Genomic DNA, 22311 nt, shown 5'->3' with positions numbered 1-22311 from the left:
AACGACTACTCGAGTAGTGACTCGCCGGTCATCTCCGGCGGCTGATCGATCCCGATCAATCCGAGCATCGTTGGGGCGATGTCGGCGAGGGTGCCGCCCTCGCGGACGGTTTGGCCGCCGTTCGTCCCGTCGCTCGCGAGGGAGATCAGTGGTACCTCATTGTACGTGTGTGCCGTGTGTGGCTCGGCTTCGGTTCCCATATCGTCGGCGTTGCCGTGGTCCGCTGTGATGAGGATGTCTGCACCGGCGGACTCGAGTGCGTCCGTGAGCCGACCCAGTTGCTCGTCGACGGCTTCGACGGCTTCGATGGCGGCCTCGTAGTCGCCGGTGTGGCCGACCATGTCGGGGTTGGCGTAGTTGAGAACCAGAACGTCCGGATCGTCGCTCTCAATGACCTCGATTGCGGTATCCGTCACCCCGGGCGCGCTCATCTCCGGTTGCAGATCGTAGGTCGGCACGTCCGGGCTCTCGACGATTTCGCGGATCTCGCCGTCGAACTCGACCTCGCGGCCGCCGTTCAGGAAGTACGTGACGTGGGCGTACTTTTCGGATTCGGCGATCCGAAGCTGCGTTTTACCCGCGTCTGCGAGCACCTCGCCGAGCACGTTCTCGGGCTGGTTCGGCGGATAGGCGATCGGGAGGTCGAACGTCTTGTCATACTGGGTTAGCATGACGACCTCGGTGCCTGGCGGGCTGGTTTCGAACTCGTCCGTCCAGTCTTCGGGGCGGATGTCCGCGAGCATGCGCGTGAGCTGGCGCGCGCGGTCGGAGCGGAAGTTGAACCAGACGACCGAATCGCCGTCTTGCAGTGCCGGGCCGTCGCGAACCGTTGTCGGCTCGAGGAACTCATCAGTCTCGTCGCGCTCGTAGGACTGCTCAACCGCCTCGAGTGCGGATTCAGTCTCGTATTTCGCCTCGCGGTTGACGATAGCGTCGTAGGCACGTTTCGTTCGCTTCCAGTTCTGGTCGCGGTCCATCGCGTAGTATCGTCCCGAGACGGTCGCGACGTGACCCGTGCCGTGTTCAGCGACCACGGACTCGAGTTCCTGCAGATACTCGCGGCCACCGGTCGGCGAGGTGTCCCGGCCGTCCGTAATCGCGTGGGTAACAGCCTCGACCTCGCGGTCCGCGGCGAGTTCGATGAGCGCGTGGAGGTGCTCCTGGTCTGCGTGCACGCCGCCGTCGCTGACGAGGCCGATGAAGTGGACGCGGCCACCATTTTTGCGCGCGTTCTCGAAGGCGGTGTTGATCGCGTCGTTCTCCCGGAAGGACCCGTCTGCGATGGAGTCAGCAATCCGGGTGTACTCCTGGTAGACGACGCGGCCGGCCCCGATGTTCAGGTGGCCGACTTCGCTGTTTCCCATCTGTCCATCCGGCAGGCCGACACGCCGGCCAGCGACTTCGAGTTTGCCGGTCGCGCCAGCTTCTGTGAGCCGATCGAAAGTCGGCGTGTTGGCAGCGGCGATGGCGTCCCGTCCGTCCCCGGAGCCGAGTCCCCAGCCGTCGAGTACGATCAACGCGGCGTCCATGTGTACGTGTGGGCGATACCCGGCCGGGAGTAACTAGCTGTCGCTGTTGGCGAGTGCTACCGTTCTGGGCGTAGACCGCTGATCGGCAGTATGTATCGAAGAACAAACAGAGCGCCGTCAGTACTCTGAGTCGTGGTCAAACGTCGCCCCACAGTCACCACAGATGGTGCTCTTCCCGGGTTTACACCGCTGAGCGAACACCGCACCGCAGTCGTCACAGATCATGTACAGTCGATGCGCCGGGTCGACGCCGGCTTCGAATTCGAGTCGGATCCAGGCGTCCGGATTCTCGTCTTCGTAGAGCGTCACGCCGGCGTTCGTTTGCCGCCAGTTGACCGCGTGTTCCTCGCGCTCGCCTGTCTCCATACCTCGGTGTGACATCGGGACAGTGACACCCATGCGACCAACTCATATAATTTTTCTGATGATCATTTACCCACTCTCGAGTTAACAGGTTCCGTGTATATCGGTGCGCAATCGGTGGTCGAACAGCATCGCCGACCTCACGGGCTCCGACCACTGGCTTTTTGCGCTCACGGCGGGAGCCAACGGGCATGACACTCGATCCGGTCCACTTCGACGGCATCGCGCAACTCGCCAGACGGATCGACCACGGCGCTGACGAACGCGACCGCCGCGAGTTCGCCGCAACCGTCTGGGAGTCGTTCCTCGACCCTCTCCGTCACGACGGACGGACGATACTCGAGCCGGTCGACGAACAGGCCCGCCGGCTGGTCGACTGCGAGGACGTTGCGCTACAGGATCGTCAGTTCCCGACCGTCAACGGCCTCGACGCGGGGACGATCAACCCGACGACGTTCAAGAACGGTCTCGTCATCGACATCGCGCAGGCGGCGATGAGCACGACACCGAGCGACCTCGACCTCCATCGCTCCCGGACGACGGTGATGACAGTCCACTCGAACGACGAGACGATGACCGTCGACGAGGAGTGGGGTAAGTTCGACGAGGGCTACAGCCGTAGCCGCGCCGTGAAAATCCCACCGCTACCCCGCTTCGCGGAAGGCGTCGTCCACGCGCTCGCGCTCTACCTCGCCGAGAGCAAGCACGCGCTCGCCTACGCCGAGGACGTGTCGGACCTGCTCGTCCTCGACGGCCCACTCTATCCCCGCGGGCTGCTGCGCTGGGCCGACCAGCACCCCGACCTCGCCGACTTCCTGCTTGAGGACCCGCGGCCGACGACAGTTCTCGAGAACTACGTCCGACTCGTCGAATCGTTCGTCGATCGCGGCGTTCCCTTGATCGGCTTCGTCAAGAACCCCGCGACGCGGGTTATCACGCGCACGCTGAAGCGCAATCGGGACGTGGACGTTAGCGTTCCCTGGGCCGACGACAGCGCGCTGTTCACCCGTCTCCTCGAGCGCGGCGAGTTCGTCGACGACATCGAGGGCACCCGCTGGGAGCGGGACACGGACGCGCTCACCTACACGAACTGGTTCCGTTCGCGCGGCGGGGTCGACCGCCCGCTGTCGATCGAGGGTGACGCACTCGGTGTCGAGCGCCGCCTCGACCGCGAGCAGTACGAGGTCACCTTCTTCGTCGTCTACGACCCACGTGAGGATCTCATTTTCCGCGTCGAGGCCCCCTACGCGTTTACCCGCGACCCGGAGACCCGCGAACGCCTCACGATGCAAATTCTACAAGATGTGGCGGTCGCCCACGGTCCGCCGACCATCGTCGAGAAGGCCGACGAACTCGCCCGGATCAGCGCGACGGAGAAGCGCTCGCTTCGGGAGACACTCGAGTCCCAGTTCGAGACGTCACAGCGTCGGACGTACGATGACCATCGCTGGGACGGAGATTTTTAATACAAGGAATATATAAAGTGACAATATTTTGGTAATAATTCAGAGAACGTTAGGTATGCCCTCCCGTCGTTCCGTTCTCCGTTGTAGTCTTGGGACCGCCTTCGCAAGCACGGTTGCTGGTTGTTCGGCCGTAACCGAGACGAGCGAACCCAAGAGCAGGTCGTATACTGAACCGGCCGACTACCCGGTGCTGATCGACTCATTGACGGACGAGCGTCGGCCGGTTGATGCCTACGTGTTTCTGAACGATGCACTGGTTGCTGACGAACGCGAACGTGACCACGAGGTATTTCGATGGGACGAGGTCACCGAGGTCACCACAGCACGACTTCAAGAGAGTATCGATAGCGGAGAGGATCTGCTGGTAGTGCAAACGCGAGTATCGTTTGATCCGGACGCGACGACTGGGCTACCTCTCGTTGTCGAGTTCGAGGACGATCACACTGCAGTCCGGCCCCAGTACGACGAAGCCGGTCGCTCGGAGTGGCAGGGGCCGGAGAGTTGGGAGACAGAGACTGGCTCTGTCATGATTCGTAGCTATGAGTCGATTCCCGAGGACGCGGCCGAGCGAGTGCGAGTGTCGTTCGATATCCGCCAGTAGAGCCGTTCTGTGTGGCTGTTCCTGTCGTACTATCGTCTCTGGCCCTACTCGGAACGACTACCGTACTATTATTTGACATACATAGTACAAATTGTAAACGTATTTGTGTCTGTTATCACCGTTTCTTGGTATGGCTCGGGACTCCGGGATGCGGGAGAGTGACAGTACACAGGACGACCACGCTGGCAGCACAGCCAGCCGTCGACGGTTCCTCGGGACGACCGCCGGTATTTCCGCCGGTGCGTTGCTGCCGGCGGCCGCGACCGGCGCGGCTGAGACTGGTGCCGGCGTCGGGACGGCGGCAGCCGCTGCCGACACCGTTACGCTCGTCCACGACACCCACTTCCACGGGCGCTTCTTTGACGCCCAGGAAGACGACCTGAACCTTGCACGCTACTATACAGTGGTCCAGGACGTCCTCCACGACCACGATCACTCGCTGTTCGTCGGCAACGGCGACGACTTCGCGCCGTCCATGCTCGGACTCGAGTACGAGGGCGAGCACATGGTCGAGGCGATGAACGAGATGGCCATTGACGTCGTCGGCGTCGGCAACCACGAGTACGACTTCGGGGCCGAGGTCGCGACCGAACGTTTCGAGGAGAGCGAGTTCCCGTGGGTCGTCGCGAACTTGCTCGACGAGAACGGCGACGCCGTTCCCGGAACCGAGCGTTGGAAGACGTTCGAGGCTGGCGACCTGACGGTGGGAATCTTCGGACTCGTCTCGCGGAACTTCCACTCGCTGACGGATTACCCACAGGAGTGGCAGGTGCTCGACTACGTCGAGGGCTCTCAGGAGGCGGTCGACGCGCTCCGCGAGGAGGGTGCCGACGTGGTCGTGCTGGCCTCGCACGTTTCGACTGGGATTCACTACACGCTCGCCGAAGCCGTCGAGGGCCTAGACGCCATTGTCGGCTCGCACTCTGGTGTCGTCTTCGACGAACCCGAAATCGTTGGCGACACAGTCATCAGCGAGTTCGGCGACGAGTTCGACCACGTCGGCGCAATCACGCTCGACGCCGACGGCGAACTGGTCGACTGGGAGCGCACCGACCTGCTGCTCCCCGAGTGGGACCCCGAACCGGTCGTCGAGGAGTACGACGAAATTTCCGTCCGCTACACCGACGAGATCGAGGAAGATGAGACGCTCGCCGACATCGCCGAGTCGTGGTCGGCCGAACTCGAGGACGAACTCGGACAGACGGCCTTCGAGAGCGAGGTCGAACTCGACGCGACGTTCAACAACTACGCGGTCGAGACCAACTGGGGGAACCTGATGACCGACACGATGCGCTCGGTCGGCGAAATCGGCGATATTGAGATCGACATCGCCGCCCAGAACGCAGGCGGCATCCGCGGTGATTCGACCCACGGCCCCGGTGAAATTCCCGGTACCGCCGTGATGGACATCCTCCCGTTCCCGAACGAGATCGAGGTCGTCGAGGTGACCGGCGAGCAGGTCCGTGACTACCTTGAATCTGAGGTTCGCGCACACCCCGCCGACCAGTTCGGAGCCCAGCCAGCAATTCAGGTCTCTGGCGTCTCCTACGAGTGGTCCGGCCACGCCGACGATGTCTGGATCGACAACGTCTTCGTCGGCGGCGAACCGATCGACGACGACGAGACGTACACTCTCGCACATAACGACTACTCGATCGGCAACTCGTCGATCCTCTCCGATGGCGAGATCGTACTCGAGTCCGGTCAGTTCCAGGGGCCGTATATTCTGGACCAACTCGAGGAGGAGGACACCGTCGCCCCGGAACGCGAGAACCGGATGCTTCGGGTGGACGAGGAAGTTGCTGCGGCGACCGTTGTCCGCGACAGCGAGACGGTGACGCTGTCGATCGATGTGCCGCCGGGTGCGGCCGAGGTCGCCGAGGAGTCGTTCCGTGCAGTCATTCGAACCGGCGACGATCTCGAAGCGACTGATGCAAGCGCTGACGGCGAGACGGTCGACGTGACGTTCGATGCGGACGAGTTGGCTGACCTCACGGACCGCGTTGATGAGCCGGTGCTTCGCCTGTTCGGCGAGTACGAGCCGGACCAGGACGCCTGGGACTACGAGTTCGAGGTGCCGACCTCGGATGGCTACGACCGGTTCAAACTCAAGGCGGATGTGAGCGCGAGCGCTGTGCTCGGCGAGGAATCGGATGACGATACTGCGGACGAGGAAACGGATGCGGACGGAGATGCGGATGATGATGGTGACGCCGATAACGATAGCGATGCGGGTGCGGACGCCGACGCGGACGACGGATTGCCGGGCTTCGGTCCGCTCGCTGCACTCGGGGGCGGCGCTGCGGGGACGTACCTCTACGCGCGCCAGCAGTCCGGCGACGACACGGTGTCGGAGCCGATGGATGACGAGAACCTCGACGCGTAATCGACCGGCGTGATTCACCGCCGCTGACTGTTTACGAACGGTTCAACCAGTCTACTGCGCTTCCCGCAGTGACCCAATCAACACTTACCTGAACGATCTGCCTATGACACGCACTGGATCCGGTCCCACGCGAACAGACGGGACTACAACCGCCCGCAGTACACCGCTCGCAGTCACCCTCGTTGCCGTGTTCGCCGTGTTCCTCGCATTCGCGACGGTCGGAACGCTCATCACGGGAACCGCTCTTGTCGGTCCTGCTGCGGCTGGCGATCAGTACGCGACGCTCACGCCGACGCCGTACACCCTCAACGCCGAACCTGGGGAGGAGTTCACTGTCGATGTCCTCCTTTACACCGAGGGCGGTCACGACGGCGAAGGCGTCAGCGAGGTCGCACTTGCCGCGCAGTATCATCCCGACGTACTCGAGATCACCGAGATCGAACGGGGGCCGTGGCTCGAGCAGGGCGAGGAGGCAACGATCGAGACCGAACAGGTGCTCGCTCACGACGACGGGACCGTCATTTTCGAGCAGTGGCGCGAACCAGCTGGCGACGGGGCGACGGGCCACGGCGAACTCGTCACGGTGACCGCCGAGGTCGCCGACGACGCACCCGACGTGGAGACGGCGATCTCGCTCGACGAGACGAGGATCGACCTGATCCGCGACTGGCCACTTCCAATCGACGCACAGGCTATCGAGGTGACGATCGGCGACGGCGGTGACGGGGCTGTCGACGAGCAGGACGCGGTCGAGCCGTTCGATCACCCGGAGCTTGCGGATATCGACCGCGAGTCCCTGGCTACTGGTGCCAGTGATGCCGACGGCGCTGGTGACAGCAACGGCGATGCTGCCGACGGAAGCAATGCTGCCACCGAGAGCGACGAGCAACCGGCCGCTGACGACGCCGAAACCGACTCCATCCCCGGATTCACTGCGCTTCTTTCCGGGGTGCTCCTCGGAGGCGGTTCGCTCGCTCTGGCACGGCATACTCGCCGCTCGAAGCGGAATCGCAGTCAGTAGTAAAAAGTAGCTGCCATCGGGCCATATCGTGAGTGTGCAACCCGATCGGCGCTACAGGTCCGTCTTCAACTCCTCTTTCTCGACTTCGAACTCGACGCTTGCCGGGTCGACGCCGATCCGTGCGAACTGCGTCCGAACGTGCTCCTTGGCCGCCTCGAGTGCCTGGTCTCGCGTGTCGAACCCGCGGGGCATCGGCGACTCGAACGCGAGGTTGACCTCACGGCCATCGACCAACTGACTCGAGCCGCCACTATCAACCTCGTAGAATTCGTCACAGACCCAGACGTACGCGGCGTCCTCGTTCGGCGCACCTTTGAACGTTGGTGCCTTCTCGCCCCGTTCGTACAGCGTCCCCGTCAGCTCGGTCCCACCTGCACGACCGCGTACCATGAGCATATGTTCAGTACGGGTCCTGGATGCAAAAGCTTCCTGCACTGTTTCTCAAGGAGAGACAACATCTGTCACATCGTTTGCCGGTCGTTTGCCAGTTCAGCTCATCTGCATGCACTGCCCCATCGCCTCGGTCGAAGAGTCGTCGTACTTGAGTCCACATCTGCTCGTCCACTCGGTTTGTCCCGTCTGACTCTGGTAATCATTGACTACAGTGAGCGTCGATTTGTTGAGCCAGTCATGCTGACCGTTCGACTAGTACGGCGAGTCCACAATCAGTCGCTTGTGACAGTATGTGGTCTCTATACGTCCGCTCTCTGGCCCGAATTTCGACAGCTGTTTCGGTAATATACTGATTCGGTGAGTAATATCATTTATGGTGCCCAAATCGTTTTGGAAATGTGCTTATCCCCCTTGCAGCGGTTGGTTCGGGTGATGAGTTCCGACGTTCACTTCGGCGATACTGGGGAGCCGGATCCATTAGCCGACGTTCCAACTGAGCGGTACGACGTGCTCCGACACCCGCGCAGTGTCCGCATCCTCTCGCTACTTTCTGATGCAGACGACTACACGCACACGCTGTCGGAACTAACGACGGCCCTCGTCGAACAGACCGGTGCGGACGCCTCGACCGGCCAGCGCCGCGACGAGATTCGTATCGACCTCGTTCACCACCACCTGCCGCGTCTCGACGCACACGGTCTCATCGATTGGTCGCCAGCCGATGCAGCTGCAGACGCGACTAGCGACGACGGCACCGCCACCCTCATCGAGGAGCCACCAATTTCGCCGGACATCCTCTCGCTGCTCTTAGAAACCGGATCGGGTGCCGAAGAAACCCTTCTCGACCGACTTGTCCACCCCGTCCGTCTGGAACTACTCGAGTACATTGAGAACGCTGACAAAACGATGTCGGTGGATGAGTTGGCGACGGCGCTCGCGACGACGCTGTCGGTTGGTCCGACCGATGCCTACAAGGCGACGATCGAGCTGCACCACAACCACCTGCCAGCGCTTGCGGAGATTGATGCAATCGACTACGATCGTGAGGCACAGCAGGTATCAGCGTCGTCGCCGCCTGCACGGTGAGTGAGAGGGCGTCTGTACGGCACTCGGTACTGAGTGGATGGCGTCCGTGCAGCACTCGGTGATGCGTACACCAGGTGATGCGTACACCGTCCGTGTCTGTGTCTCCAGATTGGTGACTGGTACGACACGCCAGAACTGCATCCGTGATGCAGGTCGACCTAGGTACCGACCACTCACTGAACGACTGAACGAAGCTCGTCGCCGGGACGCATATGTCGGCAGAGCACGAACGACTGCCACATGTCTGGTCCCGACATGGCGGCCCCCCATCGATTACAGCTATTCTCATCGCGTTTTCGTGCCATCGCTTGCCGTCGATCCGCGCTTACAGTTTGTCTCGCGGTTGTGCTCGTGGTCACGGGCTTGCTTTTCGTTGGAGTCACGGCTATCAGCCCTGCGGCCGGTGCTGATCAGGTTGCGATTCTTTCGACGGAAGATAGTGACGAAGACGGAGACAGAAACGGCGCACATCACGTCGAACCCGGCGAGGAATTCACGATCGATCTCACCCTCTATGCGGAGGGCGGCCACGGTGACGACGGCGTCGTCGCCCTCGCCGTCATCGCACAGTATCACCCCGACTATCTCGAGGTGACCGATATCGAGCGCGGGCCGTGGCTCGAACAGGGCGACACGACCGACATCACCACTGAACAGACGCTCGCCCACGACGAGGGAATCGCCACCCTCGAACAGTGGCGCGAGCCCGCCGCCGGCGGTGCAACCGGCATGGACACCGTCGCCACGGTGACCGTCGCCGTCGCACCCGACGCTCCGGACGGCGAGACCACACTCGAGTTCGGCGAGACAAATATCGAACTGGAGAGCGACTGGCCGGTTCCTGTCGTTGGCGGCTCGACGCCGATCGTGATCGGTGACGGTGGCGCGGAACTCGAGTCGTTCGAGCACGACGAGTCAGCGGCCGAATCCGGTCTCGGTGACGGTCCGTCGGACGACGAGTCCCAGAGTGGGGGTGAGACCGATACCGACACCGACACCGACACCGACACGACCACCGACGAAGAGGAGACCGGATTTGTGAGTGGACTCGCCTCGAACGGACTGGCGCTCGTGCCCGCGGTCGCTGTCGGCGTTGGTCTCATACTGCTGTGTGCACTTCTGGCGGTTCGTCTCCGTGATCAGCCGTCGTCACCTCGTCCCGTTGAACACTCAGCCTGGGAGGGAAACGCGTTTTAGGAACCGGTCAGATGAAGTGAGTATGACCGATCTGGGTGACTTTGGCGACTTCGACGCGGGCAGCGATGCCGACGGCAACGAGGCTGACGCCGGCAGCGCTGCCGATGCTGGTGCGTCCGCGGACGGAGCAACCGGGCGCGGCTCATCGACCGCGCACTCGAGTTCGACGGGGCCCGACACAGGGGCAGACTCTGACTCCACCTCCACCTCCACCTCCGCCTCGGGCGACAACACTGACGCGTTCGAAACGACAGCCGTCGAACCGAGTGGCGACGATGTCGGTATCGGTGCACTCTGTGTCTCTCAGGGATTGCGAATCGCCGAAGACAGCGACGACACCGAGTTGCGCGCCTACGTCACCCGTGGCAACCGCTCGTCGATCCGCATCGGCAGCTACCTGCTTGCGCCGTATCCGGGCGGGGCCGGCGAGACGCTGTTCTGTCGCATCACCGGACTCGAGTACGCCCAGCAGTATCACGCAGACGACGCGACGGAGATTCACGCCCGCCGTGCGATGCGCTCGGACGGTATCGAGGAGGCTGATTACAAGTTCGTCGCGAATCTGGAGCCGGTCGCTATCCTCTACGACGATGACGGTGAACTCAAGCGTCGGATGACAGACCGCGTTCCCAAGCCCCAGACGGTGATCCGTGAGGCTGACGACACCGAGGCGATCAAGACCGGGCTAAAGATGCCAGACGACGGCGTCTTCCTTGGTCATCTCTCGGTCGGTGGCGAGAAGGTCCGGACGGCCGCTTCGCCACCCACCATCGACTACCGGCTGAAAGACGACTACGAGGCCGGTGACCCACTTGTGTTCCGGCACACACTCGTCGCTGGGGGCACGGGGTCGGGGAAGACCCACGGCGCGAAGAACGTCCTTCGGCAGTATCTCGCCGAGGAACGCCGGTATCCCATGGAAGACGGCCGCGAGGTCGGCCCCGCCGTCGTCCAGTTTGACCCCCAGGACGAGTACGCCCAGATGCACGACGATAACCCCGACCTGGACGACGAGTTCGCTCGTCGACTCGAGCGGGAGGGCGTTGCCCACGGTGGCGTCGACGACACGACGGCGTTTGTCCCCAAAGTGGGGTCGTCGTCCTACGCTGCGGGCCACCATCGCGCGGAGCAGGTCGAGTTTACGATTCCATTCTCGATGGTCCACGAGAACCCGTGGCTCGTCGCGAGCAGCGGGCTGAACGACAACCAGTACGGCGCACTCGTCAGCGTGCTGCTGCCACGCTTCCGCGAGCAGTACGGCCCCGACGCGACCTACGATGAGTTCACGCGATTCCTCGACGATCCTGCCCTGCGCGAGGAGCTAGACGAATCTGGCCGCGTCCACGAGGCCACTTTCGACGCTGTTCGCCGGCGTGTGCTCGGCTTCGGCCACGTCTTCGACCAGGACGCGCGGCCGATCACCGACCTGGTCCACGAGTTCGTCCGCCCCGGCGGACTGACCGTGGTGCCGACCTACCACATCAACGATACGCGGGCGACGGAGACGGTCGTGCTCGCGCTCTCCTCGCTGCTGATCGACCAGAAACTCTCGAACGACCCGACCTACGACCGGATCAAGGAGACGCCGCTCGTCCTCGGCATGGACGAGGCGCATAACTTCCTCACCGACGCGGACTCGGTGCAGGCGGGGAAGGTCATCACGAAGTTCACCGAGGCCGCGAAACAAGGCCGCAAAGAGCGACTCGGTCTCTTCCTCATCACACAGGACCCACAGGATATCCACGACGCGGTGTTCAAGCAGATCAACACCACAATCGTCCTCAACCTGGGTGACGAGGACGCCATCAAGAGTGTGAACATTCCGAGCAATCTCGAATCGAAGGTTCCCTACATGGAAAAGGGCCAGATGGTCGTCTATTCGCCGGATAACTCCGACCCCGTCGAGTTGATCGGGCTCTCGAAGTGTTTGACACGCCACGGTCGGGACTAACTGCCAGGCTTGTTGCCAAGCAGATCTGCAGATTAGCTGACTGGCTGCCCCGCTTACTCCATGCGGAACGCCGATTCGAGAAACGGTCCCACCGTCTCAGCGACGGTATCCGTCTGCCCAACGAAGAAGTGATCCGCAGAAAGGGTGATGACCTCAATTTCGTCTTCACTTCCAGTCTCTTTCTCGTCGGCTAGCTCCTGTGCCCGCTCAACCACCGGCTCCCACGCTGCCGTTGTATCTCGCTCGCCGACGACGATCTGGACCGGACACTCGAGTGACTCGAGTGCCGCTGCTGCGTCGAGGTCGTCGTCGGGACCGAGTCTGGCGGTTGGGGCGAGGGCGGCGACGGCGATGATTGTGACATCGATACTCGCAGCCGCGAGCAGGCTGAGACTCGCGCCGAAACTGAAGCCGAAGAGGCCAACGCGCTCGTAGTGGTCGCCAGCCCAGCGGATGGCGTTTCGCACGTCTTCGCGTTCGCCGTAGCCGTTGTCCCACGCGCCGTAGTCGAATCGGAGACAGGCAATGCCGTTCTCCTGAAGCCGTTCTGCGACGGCGACGAGTCGGCTGTCGCTTCGTGAGCCGCCGTGTTGGGGATGAGGGGGACAGGCGACGACGATTGTGGTTGCCTCCTCGTCGGGCTCCGTGAGTGTCCCACGTACATCTCGGCCGCCGGGAACGAGTACGTCACTCTCAGTCATGGCCGATCGTTCGCGCCGCCGGCTAATCAAATCGGCGAGAGACGACGCACTGGCAGGAATTTCGTCTCCGTCTGTCGTTGATGTGATGTTTTTAAGGGTGACGAGCGTTACGTAGGAGTATGGGCATCCTCTCTCGGACCTCCTATGTCATCCGGTCGAAGATCAACTCCCTGCTAAACCGGGCTGAGGACCCGACGCAGACGCTTGATTACTCGTACGAGCAGATGCGCGACCAGCTGCAGGAGGTCAAACGCGGCATTGCCGATCTCACCACCCAGAAGAAACGTCTCGAGATGCAAAAGCGGCGGCTCGAGGAGAACGTCGACAAGCACAACGACCAGGCACGAACCGCAGTCCAGCAGGACCGCGAGGATCTGGCTCGGCGTGCACTTGAAAAGAAGAAGACGAAGATGAACCAGATCGAGGATCTGGAGCGCCAGATTTCGGAACTCCAGAACCAGCAAGATCAGCTCATCGACCAGAAGGACGAACTCCAGAACCGCATCGAGGAGTTCCGCACGAAGAAGGAGACGATGAAGGCCCGCTACGAGGCTGCCGAGGCCAGTTCGACCGTTTCCGAAGCGATGACTGCGACCGGTGAGGAGTTCGAAGATGTCGGCCGCGCCATCGAGCGTGCCGAAGAGCAGACCGAGGATATGGAGGCCCGCGCGGCCGCCCTCGACGAGCTCCACGAGACCGGTGCGTTCGACGATGTCATGTCCGACAAGGACAAGATCGACCGCGAGCTCGAGGACCTTTCGACGGGCAGTGGTGTCGAGGCCGAACTCGAGACGCTGAAGTCCGATATGGGGAAGGGTGAGGCCGCCGCGGATGCTGGGACAGGCGAGACCAACGTCGAAACGGAACCGGAAACTGAAACCGAAACCGAAACCGAGTCCGAGGCAGCCACCGAACCCACCAGCGATGTCGATCTCGACGAGTCAGACATTGACACCGACGTCAACGACTCCGAGATCGAATCCGAACTCGCAGAACTGCAGGACGAAGAGAATTCGTAACGACCCCTTCTGTTTGCAAGTGCCGCTTACGTTGGCGTCCCGATAACTGCAATATCGTAGGACGCGATATCGTCCGGAGACTCGAGTAGGATCACTTCGAACGCCCACTTGCCGCCCTGATCGAGGTCACCGGTGATGTCGAGGTAGTGTCCGAGTTGCTCGTCGTCGTCGTTGTAGACGCGGACGCGAACTTCGGCGAGTTCGACGCGTTCGTCGGTGTTTTCGACAGTCCCTTGCACCGTCGAGCCACGGAAGTCGTCCTCGAAGATGTACTCGTGATCGACGATCGAGAGGCGTTCGAGCGGCGTTACACCTTCCTGACTCTCGAGTTCGGCGAGTGCTTCGGCGGTTGCCATCTCTTCGACCGAGCGTTCCTCGGCATCGTCGGGGACGTCAATGGTTCCGTCTTCGTACGTCGGGCCGGTTTCGACACCGAGGCCGAGGCCGGCGTCGGTACAGCCGGCGAGTGATGTGGGGACACCGACGCCGAGTGCGGCAAGCAGTCGTCGCCGCGTCGCCGTTCTGTTCTTGCCATCACGACGACTGGACGTGCTTGATGAGGTCATCTTGGCCACCGCCGATGGGCTACCAGCCGTTCTCTCTGGACGGATAGGGGCATCGTTGATGGGAGCGACACCGGCGACGCATTTTAGTGTAGGCCCTGAACGGTCAGCCTGACGGTCTCGCAGTCGTCCCTGCTCCGCCGGGCGACACACGCACACCGGCTTGAGCGCTCACGAACCCGTGAGAGCAGGATATGCAACGCAGGCGCTTATTGTCACGTCGATGGAACGCCAGCTATGGCGGCTCCGGAGGCAGACGAGGCGCTCGAGTCGTATGGAACGGATATGGGTCAGCGAACGAACTCACTGACACGGGTTCGAGAGTGGCTACTGGTCGATGGCGATCGGTTGCTCGTCGCAGCGCTCATCTCGCTCGGTGTGTTCGTCTTCTTCGTGCTCCTGAACGAACTCGGCCTGATCTCGTTCGTCAACGACGATTCGATCACCCGCCTGGCCGGCGGCATGATCGCCGGGACGTTCTCGCTCGTCACCCTCGTCGTCTCGATTAACCAGCTCATCCTCTCACAGGAGTTCGCGTCCGCTGACGACGCCCGCACCCAGATTGAGGGCGTCCTCTCGTTTCGGACGGACGTCTCCGACACCGCTGACGCACCAGCACCACCGGCATCACCGGCAGCCTTTCTCGAGTTGCTCGCCGAGTCGATCTACTCGAGTGCGTCGACGCTCTCCGAATCGGCTGCGGGCCACGAGAACGAGAATCTCGAAACATTGATCGGCCAGTTCACGCAGTCGGTGTTCGAGAGCAGCGATCGTCTCGACGACACACTCGAACACTCGGAACTCGACGCGTTTACCGCGCTGTCGGCGGCGATCGGCTACAACGCGCCGTGGCAGCTGTATGTCGCCCGCCAGCTTCGAAATCGCCACGAGGACGAGCTCTCGGACGAGTCTACCGGTGCGCTCGACGACCTGATCGACGACTTGACGCTGTTTGCAACTGCCCGCGAGCACTTCAAGACGACGTATCTCCAGCGCGAACTAACGCGCTTCTCGCAGTTGACGATCTATACGGGCGTGCCGGCGATCCTAGCGGCGATGCTCATCGGCTTCATCTATGCGGACTTCGGTGGCGCAAGCATGACTATCGCCTACCTGCCGTACGTCGTCAGCGCGCTCGTCGCGGTCGTGGTCGCGCCGCTGGCCCTGCTCGCAGCGTACATTCTCCGGACCGCGTCCGTGACGCGCCGGACCGCATCAGTCGGGCCGATGATGCCCCAGAAAGAGCCAGATAGCGGCCCGTTTTCCACCTCTGGAAGCGAGGAACTCGAGTAGGGAGCGGTCTTGGCTTCGGTATCAGTCCAGTTACAGTCTTGGTCTCGGTCTCAGCTATTGATTTGCTGTCCACTGCCGTTGCTCGTTCCGACCAGTCACTGCTCTCTGTTTGTTCGGTGCGCCTTCCGGGCTGATACTTATACCGTCGGTCGTGTTCACCAACAGTCGATGGGCTTTTGGGACAAGGTCCGTGCCAGCACGGAAGAGACGATCAACGTTCGAGACGACTTGAGCGCTGGCACGAACGTCACCCTTCACTTCCTCTTTCTCGGCGGGCTCGCCTGGGCGTCCGGGCAACCGTTCCTCTTTCCAAGTCTCGGGCCGTCTGCGTACCTCCTCGCGACCGGTGAGAAAGACCGCGCAGAGGGCCCATACCACGTTATTGGCGGCCACGCCGTTGCAACACTCTGTGGGCTCATCGCCTACGTCCTCTTCGCCGACGGCATCGTCGTCGTCGACGCCTTCGAACAGGGCGACCCCTTCTCGAGTGAGGTCGGCAGACTCGTCATTAGTGGCATCGTTGCAATGTTGCTCACGACGGTCGGTATGCTCTGGTCGAACACGAACCATCCGGCAGCCTGCGCGACGACGCTGATCGTTGCGCTGGGGCTCATGTCGACAGTTCTTGAGGGGGTGATTATTGTCGTCTCTGTCGCGCTGCTCGTCGTCTTTCACAACACCATCGTGGATCGTGTGCAGGATTTCTACGGTGTCAAACCGGAAGACCCGAGGTAGCATCCGAGGGAGCACTCACGAGATACGCTGTGGAGCCGTTTTCACGGGCAAATTTCCCGTCGACTTCCGGCCGACCGTTTTTATTGATCGACGTGGTTGGTCCGCTACAGTCGATGAGCAACGCGAATTCGGGCTCGACAGACGATGATGATGGCGATGGCAATGGGTCGGCGAGCGGGCCAGGTGATACGGAAAGCACCGAGCGTCTCGGTGGGCTGAAACTGTGGCTCTTGCTTCGGATCAACCGACTCATTCTCACGGCGAGCATCCTCCTCGCCGTGTTCGTACTCTTGGTCGTCACGAGCCAGATCGGTCTAACGCCGTTGCGTGAGATCGTCGCTAATCAGGATGGGATCGAATTCCTCTTCTCCGCGTTCATCGGCGCGATCATCACCGGCACCTCGATCGTCGTCACGATCAACCAGCTCGTCCTCTCCCAGGAACTCGGTGCAGTCGGGAGCCAGCGCAGCCGGATGCAAGCGTCCGTTGGCTTCCGACAGGACACCGAGGAGACGATCAGCGAGGACATCAGTCCCCCAGAGCCGGCCGGCTTCCTCTTTGAACTCGTCGACGGTGTCCAAGAGCGAGCAAACGAACTCGAGTCCGCCGTCGAGGACGAACGGGACGAGGAGCTTCGGGCAGCGATCGACGACTATACCGAGAACGTTCGAGAGAACGCAAAACACGTCAAAGAGGACCTCAAAGACGCCCAATTCGGAACGTTCGAGGTCATCTGGGGCGCGCTCAAGTACAACTACTCGCGGAAGATTTACGACGCGCGTAAGATCCGCGTCGACCACCAGAGCTCACTCTCTGAAGAAGCGAACGACCGACTCGACGAGATGATCGAGACCCTCAAACTGTTCGGACCGGCTCGCGAGCACTTCAAGACGCTGTACTTCCAGTGGGAACTGATCAATCTCTCGCGGGGACTGCTCTACATCGCGGTGCCTGCACTAACGGTGATGGCGATTATGATCATGTACATTGACGCGAGTGCGTTGCCGGGAACCACGCTTGGCGTCGACAACCTCGTCTGGCTCACCAGCGCGGGCTTTGTGATCGGTATTTCGCCGTTCGTACTGTTTATCGCGTACATTCTCCGGATTGCGACGATTGCAAAGCGAACACTCGCAATGGGGCCGTTCATCCTCCGTGAGTCCGAGCGGGAAGAGGATCTTGGCTGAGTCGCATGGGTGTCCCCCACTACGAGCCAGGCGCTCAACGTCTCCGGTAGGAAAGTGACGTATTGAGTGCTTATACCCGAAACGACAGACAACAACACTGACACAACACCGTCACTCACCACTCGTGTCTTCTGTGAGAAGATCGGGTATCTGATGCAGAGACGTGGTTGTGCCGTCCCGTTCGATCACTGTCAACTGCTCACCATTGACTGTCACACGGAGTGATAATTGCAGTGTCGTTGTTGGTGCCTCAACCGTCCCGAGGACGCGTTCGGGTTGGCACGTCTCGTCGTCGGTCAACTCCCCACTGAAGTTGACTGTATACTCCTGTCCACTCGACGCAGTGGCAACAATTTCTTCGACAGACCCACACACTCGCATGTCGAATGTAACAGTATACGCACCCTCTGTCCGAGCAATGAGTATCCAGCCGGGCTCACCCGCGTCGGTTTCCGGTGGACTTGTCACAGAATACCCCACTGAAACATCCGAAGTCTCGGCGTCTCGGTCAAGCGGGGTCTGACACCCAGCAACCACAGCGAGTCCAACGCTGCTGGTCGCGAGAAACCGACGGCGAGAAACCCGATCCATATCTACATGCAATCCTGCTGGGGAATAAACATGGTGGTCGCCGACGTTGTGAAACGGGCGTATAGCACCCCTTTGAACTACAACAGTGGTTTGACCTGTCACGTCTCGTCGCGGTCAGTCAGGTCGACACCGATGGACCCTCGACAACGTAGTCGGTACCAACACCGACGCCGACACCAATACGACGACATCAGCACCGACACCGACACCAACACCAACCTATACCCCCAGCCCCTACACCCACCCGACAGCCGTGATCGTCGTCATCTGCGGGCCACCGGGTGCCGGAAAAACGAGTATCGCTACTCGTCTTCACCAGGCGCTGGCACTCGAGTACCCTGCCCACACGATTACCCTCACTCACTCGGACGACTACTCGCGACGCACGTACGAGCGGCTTTACGAGGAGGTTCGCGATACCGCAAGCGACGAGATTGCGATCGTCGATGGGACGTTCTACCGGCGGCGGTGGCAGACGCGGTTTCAGTCATTGCCAGACGTTCGGTTCGTCCACGTGACGGCGAGTCTCGAGACGTGTCTGGCGCGAAACCGTGCCCGAGACGAAGCGGATCGAATCGACGAGCAGGGTGTGCACGTGGTGTATCGGGAGTTCAGCGAGCCGGCTGCGGATGTGCGAATTGAGACGGACGACTGTGCAGTGTCAGAGGCGGTTGAGCGCGTGGCTGCTACGATTCGGTCGTGGCAGTGACAGTGAGTGTAGAATCGCTAGCGAGCGATAGTGATGCGAACAGCTAGGGAAGAAACCGGTCTAGCAGCGGGAGTTGAATTTCGTGTGGCAGTTGTGCGGGACGCTCCTGTTCCGGGAGGGCGTCCCAACCGAGGTCGTCCGTGCCGGGGTTAGCGTCGGTTTCGAAGCCGGCTTCGGCGACGGGCGGCTGTTCGCGGTACTCGGCCGGTGGTGCGTCGTGTGCGTAGACGCCCTCGGGGTGGTCGATCGTCCAGACGTGCATCATGCAGGGTGTGCGACAGGGAAGGGATTTCCCGTCGTCGGTGAACTCGTTTTCGTAGGCCTGCTGGTAGAACCACCACGCGAAGCGACCGGGGAGTCCGGCGTGGTAGTGCCAGGGTGAGCAGTGGGTGTCGTTTTCGTGCCCGTGTTCGTCATGTTCGTCGTGTCCGTGGTCGTCGTGCCTGTGCTCATCATCGCCGTGCTCGTGCTCGTGCCCGTTCCCGTTCCCGTGCTCGTGCTCGTGTTCGTGCCCGTTCCCGTGCTCGTGCTCGTGTTCGTGCCCGTTCCCGTGCTCGTGCTCGTGTTCGTNTTCGTGCCCGTTCCCGTGCTCGTGCTCGTGTTCGTGCCCGTTCCCGTGCTCGTGCTCGTGTTCGTGCCCGTTCCCGTGCTCGTGCTCGTGTCCATCCCCGTGACCGTGACTATCACCCACCCCGTTTCCGTCCCCGTGGTGTGCTTCGTGGTCGTTGTCCTCGCGCTCGTCATCCCGACCAGCACCGCCGTCGTCGTACACCACCGGCGGCTCAACAGCCTCTCCGTCCCGCGTCGCGATGAACATAACCCCGATAGAGCGCCAGGAGCTGTTATCGACGAGGACGGACTCCGGTCGCTCCGGGTCCAGAACGTCGTCATCGCCGATGAACTCCGGATTAAGCCAGTGGGACCAGCCGTCTTTGTCGGCCACGTCGAGCGTGTCGAAGTACGGTTTGAACCCCGCGTCGAGCAACGCACCCGCGTCCGGATACTCCCTTTCGAGTGTCTGCTGGACCGCCTCCCGTAGCTCGATCGTCACGTGGTGGTCGTCGGCACAGCCCTCCATACTCGCCCCCTCACAGTGACCCATACTCGGCCTGATCGTGGCATCGGGGCAACGCTCGAACGCCACGTGGACCTCGCCCGCTCCGTTCGCGCCGTCCGCGCTCACCTGATTTGCGCCGAAAACCGGAAGTGCAACGGCGCTCCCGGATGCTTGCAGTACTGTCCGCCGAGAGATACGCACCCGCTCGCTGTCGTCCTCACTCATGCCAACATCACCACAGCAACTGGCGTTGTAAACCATGTTGGCGCTCAGCAAGACCGTCTTTTCTCTCGAAAACGCGTGTCAGCAGAAATGGGTGGGACTGCGCCGTCGTGGTTGTCGGTGTACTGGTTGAGGGCTCTACTCGAGTCGGGCACCAGTTCCCGGCACGTCGAGTGCGGCGAGATCAATCGTGCCGTTCGGCATCGGAACGCCGTCGTAGGGGTCCTCTGCAAGCAGCAGCGAGCCGTCGAGGTCGGCGTAGTCGAGTATCGGCGCGAGGTGGCAGGCCGCCGCGATGGAGGCGTTCGACTCGTTCATACAGCCACACATCACCTGCATGCCGTGGGCGCGAGCGGTGTGGATGATGCGCGTTGCCTCCTGCAGGCCGCCACACTTCATCAGTTTCAGGTTCGCGATGTCGTAGCGGCCTGCGATCTGGGGCACGTCATCGACCGTGATACAGGACTCGTCGGCTGCAATCGGGAGCGCCGCATTCTCGTAGACGAAGCGCTGGCCCTCGACGTTCTCGGCCGGAATCGGCTGCTCGACGAACTCGAGGTCGAACTCGGCGAGACGATCGATCTTCGAGACGGCCTCGCGAGGCGTCCAGGCCTCGTTGGCGTCGACGTAGAGGCGCGCGTCCGGCGCGACCTCGCGAAGCGTCCGAATGATTTCGATGTCTCGGTCGGTGCCGAGCTTGACCTTCAGGGTTCCATAGCCGCGCTCGACGGCGGTTTCGGTCTTCTCGCGCATCGTCTCCGTGTCGTCGATTCCGATGGTGTAGGAGCTCTGGATCGTCTCCTCGGGATCCAGTCCCCAGTACCGGTACAGCGGCTCGTCGTGGCGCTTCGCGACGAGGTCGTGTAGCGCGATGCTGACTGCACAGCGGGCCGATGGATTGCGTTCGACGGTTTCGCGCAGCCGGCGCTCGATGCGGGCGAGTTGCTGGGGATCGTCTTCGTCCTCGACGACCGCGAGCAGATCCGGCAGGAGTGCCTCGACCGTATCGAGCGTCTCACCGTAGTGTTCGGACGGCCCTGCGCCGCCGATGCCCACGTTGCCCTCGTCGTCCTCGATGTGAACCGTGACGGTCTCCGTCTCCGTCTTCGTTCCGCGGGAAATGGTGAAGGGGTACTCGAGTGGCAGCGTGCGCCGCTGGAAGCTTGTGCGAAGACTCATAGCAGCGCCTCCAGAACCTCGTCGGTGTCCTGACGGATGACGTCGACGGCGGGTGCGCCGAGGTCGTCGGCGTAGGCGTCGACGGCCTCGCGGGCTGCCTCGTCGTCGAGGTCGGCCGTGTTGAGTGCGCCGGCGACGATTTCGGTCTCTGTCTCGGAGACGGGAGCAGCGAGGTCCTCGTAGAGGTCGACGTAGGTCTGGATCGGCGGGAGCGAGACCGATTCGTAGCCGTGGATGGCCTCGCGGCCGGCCTCGTCACAGAGGATGAGCTTGTCTGGCATTGCGCCGTGGAGAATGCCGCAGGTGACCGCCGAGTAGGCCGGGTGGACGATGCTACCTTGGCCCTCGACGAAGAGGTAGTCGTGTTCGTCACCCTTCTCGAGGATCATCTCTTCGACTGCGCCGGCGGTGAAGTCCGAGACGACGCGGTCGATCGGGTTCCCCCAGCCCTCGATCATGATACCGGTCTGGCCCGTCGGGATGATGGCAGCATCGTAGCCGGCGTCGCGAGCGTCACGAGCGAGTTCCATCGAGACGGTCATCTTGCCGACTGAACAGTCCGTACCGACGGTGAGAATGACCTCTGCGTCGACCTCGTCGGCGATGCCCTGGCTCACGGTCAGGTCTTCGGGCGGCTTGCGCACGTCCTGCAACTCACAGCCGTGCTCGTCCGCGAGCGTGCTGAACTCCTCGTCCTCCGAGAGGAAGTGGTGTAGTCCCGAGATAACGTCGCAGCCGGACTCGAGTGCGGTCCGGATGTCGTCGCGCCAGCTCTCCTCGAGGCCGCCGCCGATAGGGGCGATACCGATGATGAGAGCGTCGAGGTCGTCGTCCGCGAGGGCGTCCATGCTTTCGACGATTGGGGCGTCCTGGACGTCAGGGACATAGTCGTTCACCCGATCGCCGGCCGTGTCGCGGTCGAGGACCGCGGCCACGTCGTAGTCGGCGTATCGGAGGATGCCAAGCGCTGTCTTGGCCTGCCCGGGGAACTGTTCGTGTGCGAGAATTGCGACGCGCATACCGACGAATGCACTGGGGGGTACTTAACGATGGAGTTCGCAG

Annotated in this window: 20 protein-coding genes; 12 read left to right on the top strand and 8 right to left on the bottom strand. The window is 62.0% G+C overall.

Translation table 11 applies throughout. The features are described from left to right. Positions 1-5 precede the first annotated feature (5 nt). Together gpmI and C482_RS00525 are read right to left on the bottom strand one after the other, a co-directional pair. Complete coding sequence (gpmI, locus tag C482_RS00530) at positions 6-1529, bottom strand: 2,3-bisphosphoglycerate-independent phosphoglycerate mutase (RefSeq protein ID WP_006165350.1); 1524 nt, start codon at positions 1527-1529, stop codon at positions 6-8. Between the two features lie 117 nt (positions 1530-1646). Then, positions 1647-1895 (bottom strand): hypothetical protein, encoded by a 249-nt coding sequence (locus C482_RS00525; RefSeq protein WP_006165349.1) that lies wholly within the window; start codon positions 1893-1895, stop codon positions 1647-1649. A 188-nt stretch (positions 1896-2083) separates the two neighbouring features. On the opposite strand from C482_RS00525, the gene C482_RS00520 reads away from it, so the two are divergent. From C482_RS00520 to C482_RS00505, 4 genes are all read left to right on the top strand, one after another. After that, the gene (locus tag C482_RS00520) at positions 2084-3358 is read left to right on the top strand and encodes a DNA double-strand break repair nuclease NurA (RefSeq protein WP_006165347.1); all 1275 of its coding nucleotides are present in this window, start codon (positions 2084-2086) and stop codon (positions 3356-3358) included. A 55-nt stretch (positions 3359-3413) separates the two neighbouring features. Beyond that, on the top strand, positions 3414-3959 hold the full coding sequence (locus C482_RS00515) for a hypothetical protein (protein WP_241431854.1): 546 nt from the start codon (positions 3414-3416) through the stop codon (positions 3957-3959). Positions 3960-4089: 130 nt separating this feature from the next. Further along, the gene (locus tag C482_RS00510; RefSeq protein WP_006165344.1) at positions 4090-6345 is read left to right on the top strand and encodes a bifunctional metallophosphatase/5'-nucleotidase; all 2256 of its coding nucleotides are present in this window, start codon (positions 4090-4092) and stop codon (positions 6343-6345) included. 103 nt (positions 6346-6448) lie between these two features. Next, positions 6449-7366, top strand: coding sequence for a hypothetical protein (locus C482_RS00505; protein ID WP_006165341.1), 918 nt, complete (start codon positions 6449-6451; stop codon positions 7364-7366). Positions 7367-7417: 51 nt separating this feature from the next. Here C482_RS00505 and C482_RS00500 read toward each other — a convergent pair whose 3' ends face one another. Continuing rightward, complete coding sequence (locus C482_RS00500; protein WP_006165340.1) at positions 7418-7762, bottom strand: DUF7113 family protein; 345 nt, start codon at positions 7760-7762, stop codon at positions 7418-7420. A gap of 429 nt (positions 7763-8191) precedes the next feature. On the opposite strand from C482_RS00500, the gene C482_RS00495 reads away from it, so the two are divergent. The 3 genes from C482_RS00495 to C482_RS00485 all read left to right on the top strand — a co-directional run bounded on the left by C482_RS00495 (position 8192) and on the right by C482_RS00485 (position 11993). Further along, on the top strand, positions 8192-8845 hold the full coding sequence (locus C482_RS00495; protein ID WP_006165338.1) for a DUF7344 domain-containing protein: 654 nt from the start codon (positions 8192-8194) through the stop codon (positions 8843-8845). Positions 8846-9208: 363 nt separating this feature from the next. Next, entirely contained in the window at positions 9209-10042 is an 834-nt protein-coding gene (locus C482_RS00490; protein ID WP_241431853.1) for a hypothetical protein, read from the top strand. Between the two features lie 22 nt (positions 10043-10064). Next, positions 10065-11993, top strand: coding sequence for an ATP-binding protein (locus C482_RS00485; RefSeq protein ID WP_006165336.1), 1929 nt, complete (start codon positions 10065-10067; stop codon positions 11991-11993). 53 nt (positions 11994-12046) lie between these two features. Here the strand turns inward: C482_RS00485 and C482_RS00480 are convergent, their stop codons facing one another. Next, positions 12047-12694, bottom strand: coding sequence for an alpha/beta hydrolase (locus tag C482_RS00480; RefSeq protein WP_006165329.1), 648 nt, complete (start codon positions 12692-12694; stop codon positions 12047-12049). Positions 12695-12813: 119 nt separating this feature from the next. On the opposite strand from C482_RS00480, the gene C482_RS00475 reads away from it, so the two are divergent. Further along, positions 12814-13713, top strand: coding sequence for a PspA/IM30 family protein (locus C482_RS00475; protein WP_006165328.1), 900 nt, complete (start codon positions 12814-12816; stop codon positions 13711-13713). 26 nt (positions 13714-13739) lie between these two features. On the opposite strand, the gene C482_RS00470 is transcribed toward C482_RS00475, so the two are convergent. After that, entirely contained in the window at positions 13740-14279 is a 540-nt protein-coding gene (locus C482_RS00470) for an FxLYD domain-containing protein (RefSeq protein ID WP_049896361.1), read from the bottom strand. A 234-nt stretch (positions 14280-14513) separates the two neighbouring features. Between C482_RS00470 and C482_RS00465 the strand changes: the two genes are divergently transcribed. From C482_RS00465 to C482_RS00445, 4 genes are all read left to right on the top strand, one after another. Then, positions 14514-15569, top strand: a complete 1056-nt coding sequence (locus C482_RS00465) for a hypothetical protein (protein ID WP_006165326.1) — start codon at positions 14514-14516, stop codon at positions 15567-15569. A 168-nt stretch (positions 15570-15737) separates the two neighbouring features. Beyond that, the gene (locus C482_RS00460) at positions 15738-16304 is read left to right on the top strand and encodes an HPP family protein (RefSeq protein WP_006165325.1); all 567 of its coding nucleotides are present in this window, start codon (positions 15738-15740) and stop codon (positions 16302-16304) included. Between the two features lie 113 nt (positions 16305-16417). Further along, complete coding sequence (locus tag C482_RS00455; RefSeq protein ID WP_006165324.1) at positions 16418-17491, top strand: hypothetical protein; 1074 nt, start codon at positions 16418-16420, stop codon at positions 17489-17491. 844 nt (positions 17492-18335) lie between these two features. Next, positions 18336-18791, top strand: a complete 456-nt coding sequence (locus C482_RS00445; RefSeq protein WP_006165321.1) for an AAA family ATPase — start codon at positions 18336-18338, stop codon at positions 18789-18791. Positions 18792-18834: 43 nt separating this feature from the next. On the opposite strand, the gene C482_RS20945 is transcribed toward C482_RS00445, so the two are convergent. From C482_RS20945 to C482_RS00430, 3 genes are all read right to left on the bottom strand, one after another. After that, positions 18835-20073 carry a hypothetical protein gene (locus C482_RS20945; RefSeq protein ID WP_006165319.1) on the bottom strand — a complete coding sequence of 413 codons (1239 nt, stop codon included), beginning with the start codon at positions 20071-20073 and terminating at the stop codon, positions 18835-18837. Positions 20074-20208: 135 nt separating this feature from the next. Beyond that, on the bottom strand, positions 20209-21249 hold the full coding sequence (locus C482_RS00435) for a dipeptide epimerase (protein ID WP_006165318.1): 1041 nt from the start codon (positions 21247-21249) through the stop codon (positions 20209-20211). Then, complete coding sequence (locus C482_RS00430) at positions 21246-22268, bottom strand: DUF1611 domain-containing protein (protein WP_006165316.1); 1023 nt, start codon at positions 22266-22268, stop codon at positions 21246-21248. Before C482_RS00430 ends, C482_RS00435 begins: the two co-directional genes overlap by 4 nt. Positions 22269-22311: the final 43 nt, after the last annotated feature.

Source organism: Natrialba chahannaoensis JCM 10990, assembly GCF_000337135.1.
GTDB classification, from domain to species: Archaea; Halobacteriota; Halobacteria; order Halobacteriales; family Natrialbaceae; genus Natrialba; species Natrialba chahannaoensis.
This window is presented reverse-complemented; position numbering and strand designations above follow the sequence as displayed.

What these genes read in the sequence shown, in the direction of transcription:
- gpmI (WP_006165350.1), bottom strand. Translation starts at nt 1,529, where the DNA reads ATGGACGCCGCGTTGATCGTACTCGACGGCTGGGGACTCGGCTCCGGG.
- C482_RS00525 (WP_006165349.1), bottom strand. Translation starts at nt 1,895, where the DNA reads ATGGAGACAGGCGAGCGCGAGGAACACGCGGTCAACTGGCGGCAAACG.
- C482_RS00520 (WP_006165347.1), top strand. Translation starts at nt 2,084, where the DNA reads ATGACACTCGATCCGGTCCACTTCGACGGCATCGCGCAACTCGCCAGA.
- C482_RS00515 (WP_241431854.1), top strand. Translation starts at nt 3,414, where the DNA reads ATGCCCTCCCGTCGTTCCGTTCTCCGTTGTAGTCTTGGGACCGCCTTC.
- C482_RS00510 (WP_006165344.1), top strand. Translation starts at nt 4,090, where the DNA reads ATGGCTCGGGACTCCGGGATGCGGGAGAGTGACAGTACACAGGACGAC.
- C482_RS00505 (WP_006165341.1), top strand. Translation starts at nt 6,449, where the DNA reads ATGACACGCACTGGATCCGGTCCCACGCGAACAGACGGGACTACAACC.
- C482_RS00500 (WP_006165340.1), bottom strand. Translation starts at nt 7,762, where the DNA reads ATGCTCATGGTACGCGGTCGTGCAGGTGGGACCGAGCTGACGGGGACG.
- C482_RS00495 (WP_006165338.1), top strand. Translation starts at nt 8,192, where the DNA reads ATGAGTTCCGACGTTCACTTCGGCGATACTGGGGAGCCGGATCCATTA.
- C482_RS00485 (WP_006165336.1), top strand. Translation starts at nt 10,065, where the DNA reads ATGACCGATCTGGGTGACTTTGGCGACTTCGACGCGGGCAGCGATGCC.
- C482_RS00480 (WP_006165329.1), bottom strand. Translation starts at nt 12,694, where the DNA reads ATGACTGAGAGTGACGTACTCGTTCCCGGCGGCCGAGATGTACGTGGG.
- C482_RS00475 (WP_006165328.1), top strand. Translation starts at nt 12,814, where the DNA reads ATGGGCATCCTCTCTCGGACCTCCTATGTCATCCGGTCGAAGATCAAC.
- C482_RS00470 (WP_049896361.1), bottom strand. Translation starts at nt 14,279, where the DNA reads ATGACCTCATCAAGCACGTCCAGTCGTCGTGATGGCAAGAACAGAACG.
- C482_RS00465 (WP_006165326.1), top strand. Translation starts at nt 14,514, where the DNA reads ATGGCGGCTCCGGAGGCAGACGAGGCGCTCGAGTCGTATGGAACGGAT.
- C482_RS00460 (WP_006165325.1), top strand. Translation starts at nt 15,738, where the DNA reads ATGGGCTTTTGGGACAAGGTCCGTGCCAGCACGGAAGAGACGATCAAC.
- C482_RS00455 (WP_006165324.1), top strand. Translation starts at nt 16,418, where the DNA reads ATGAGCAACGCGAATTCGGGCTCGACAGACGATGATGATGGCGATGGC.
- C482_RS00435 (WP_006165318.1), bottom strand. Translation starts at nt 21,249, where the DNA reads ATGAGTCTTCGCACAAGCTTCCAGCGGCGCACGCTGCCACTCGAGTAC.
- C482_RS00430 (WP_006165316.1), bottom strand. Translation starts at nt 22,268, where the DNA reads ATGCGCGTCGCAATTCTCGCACACGAACAGTTCCCCGGGCAGGCCAAG.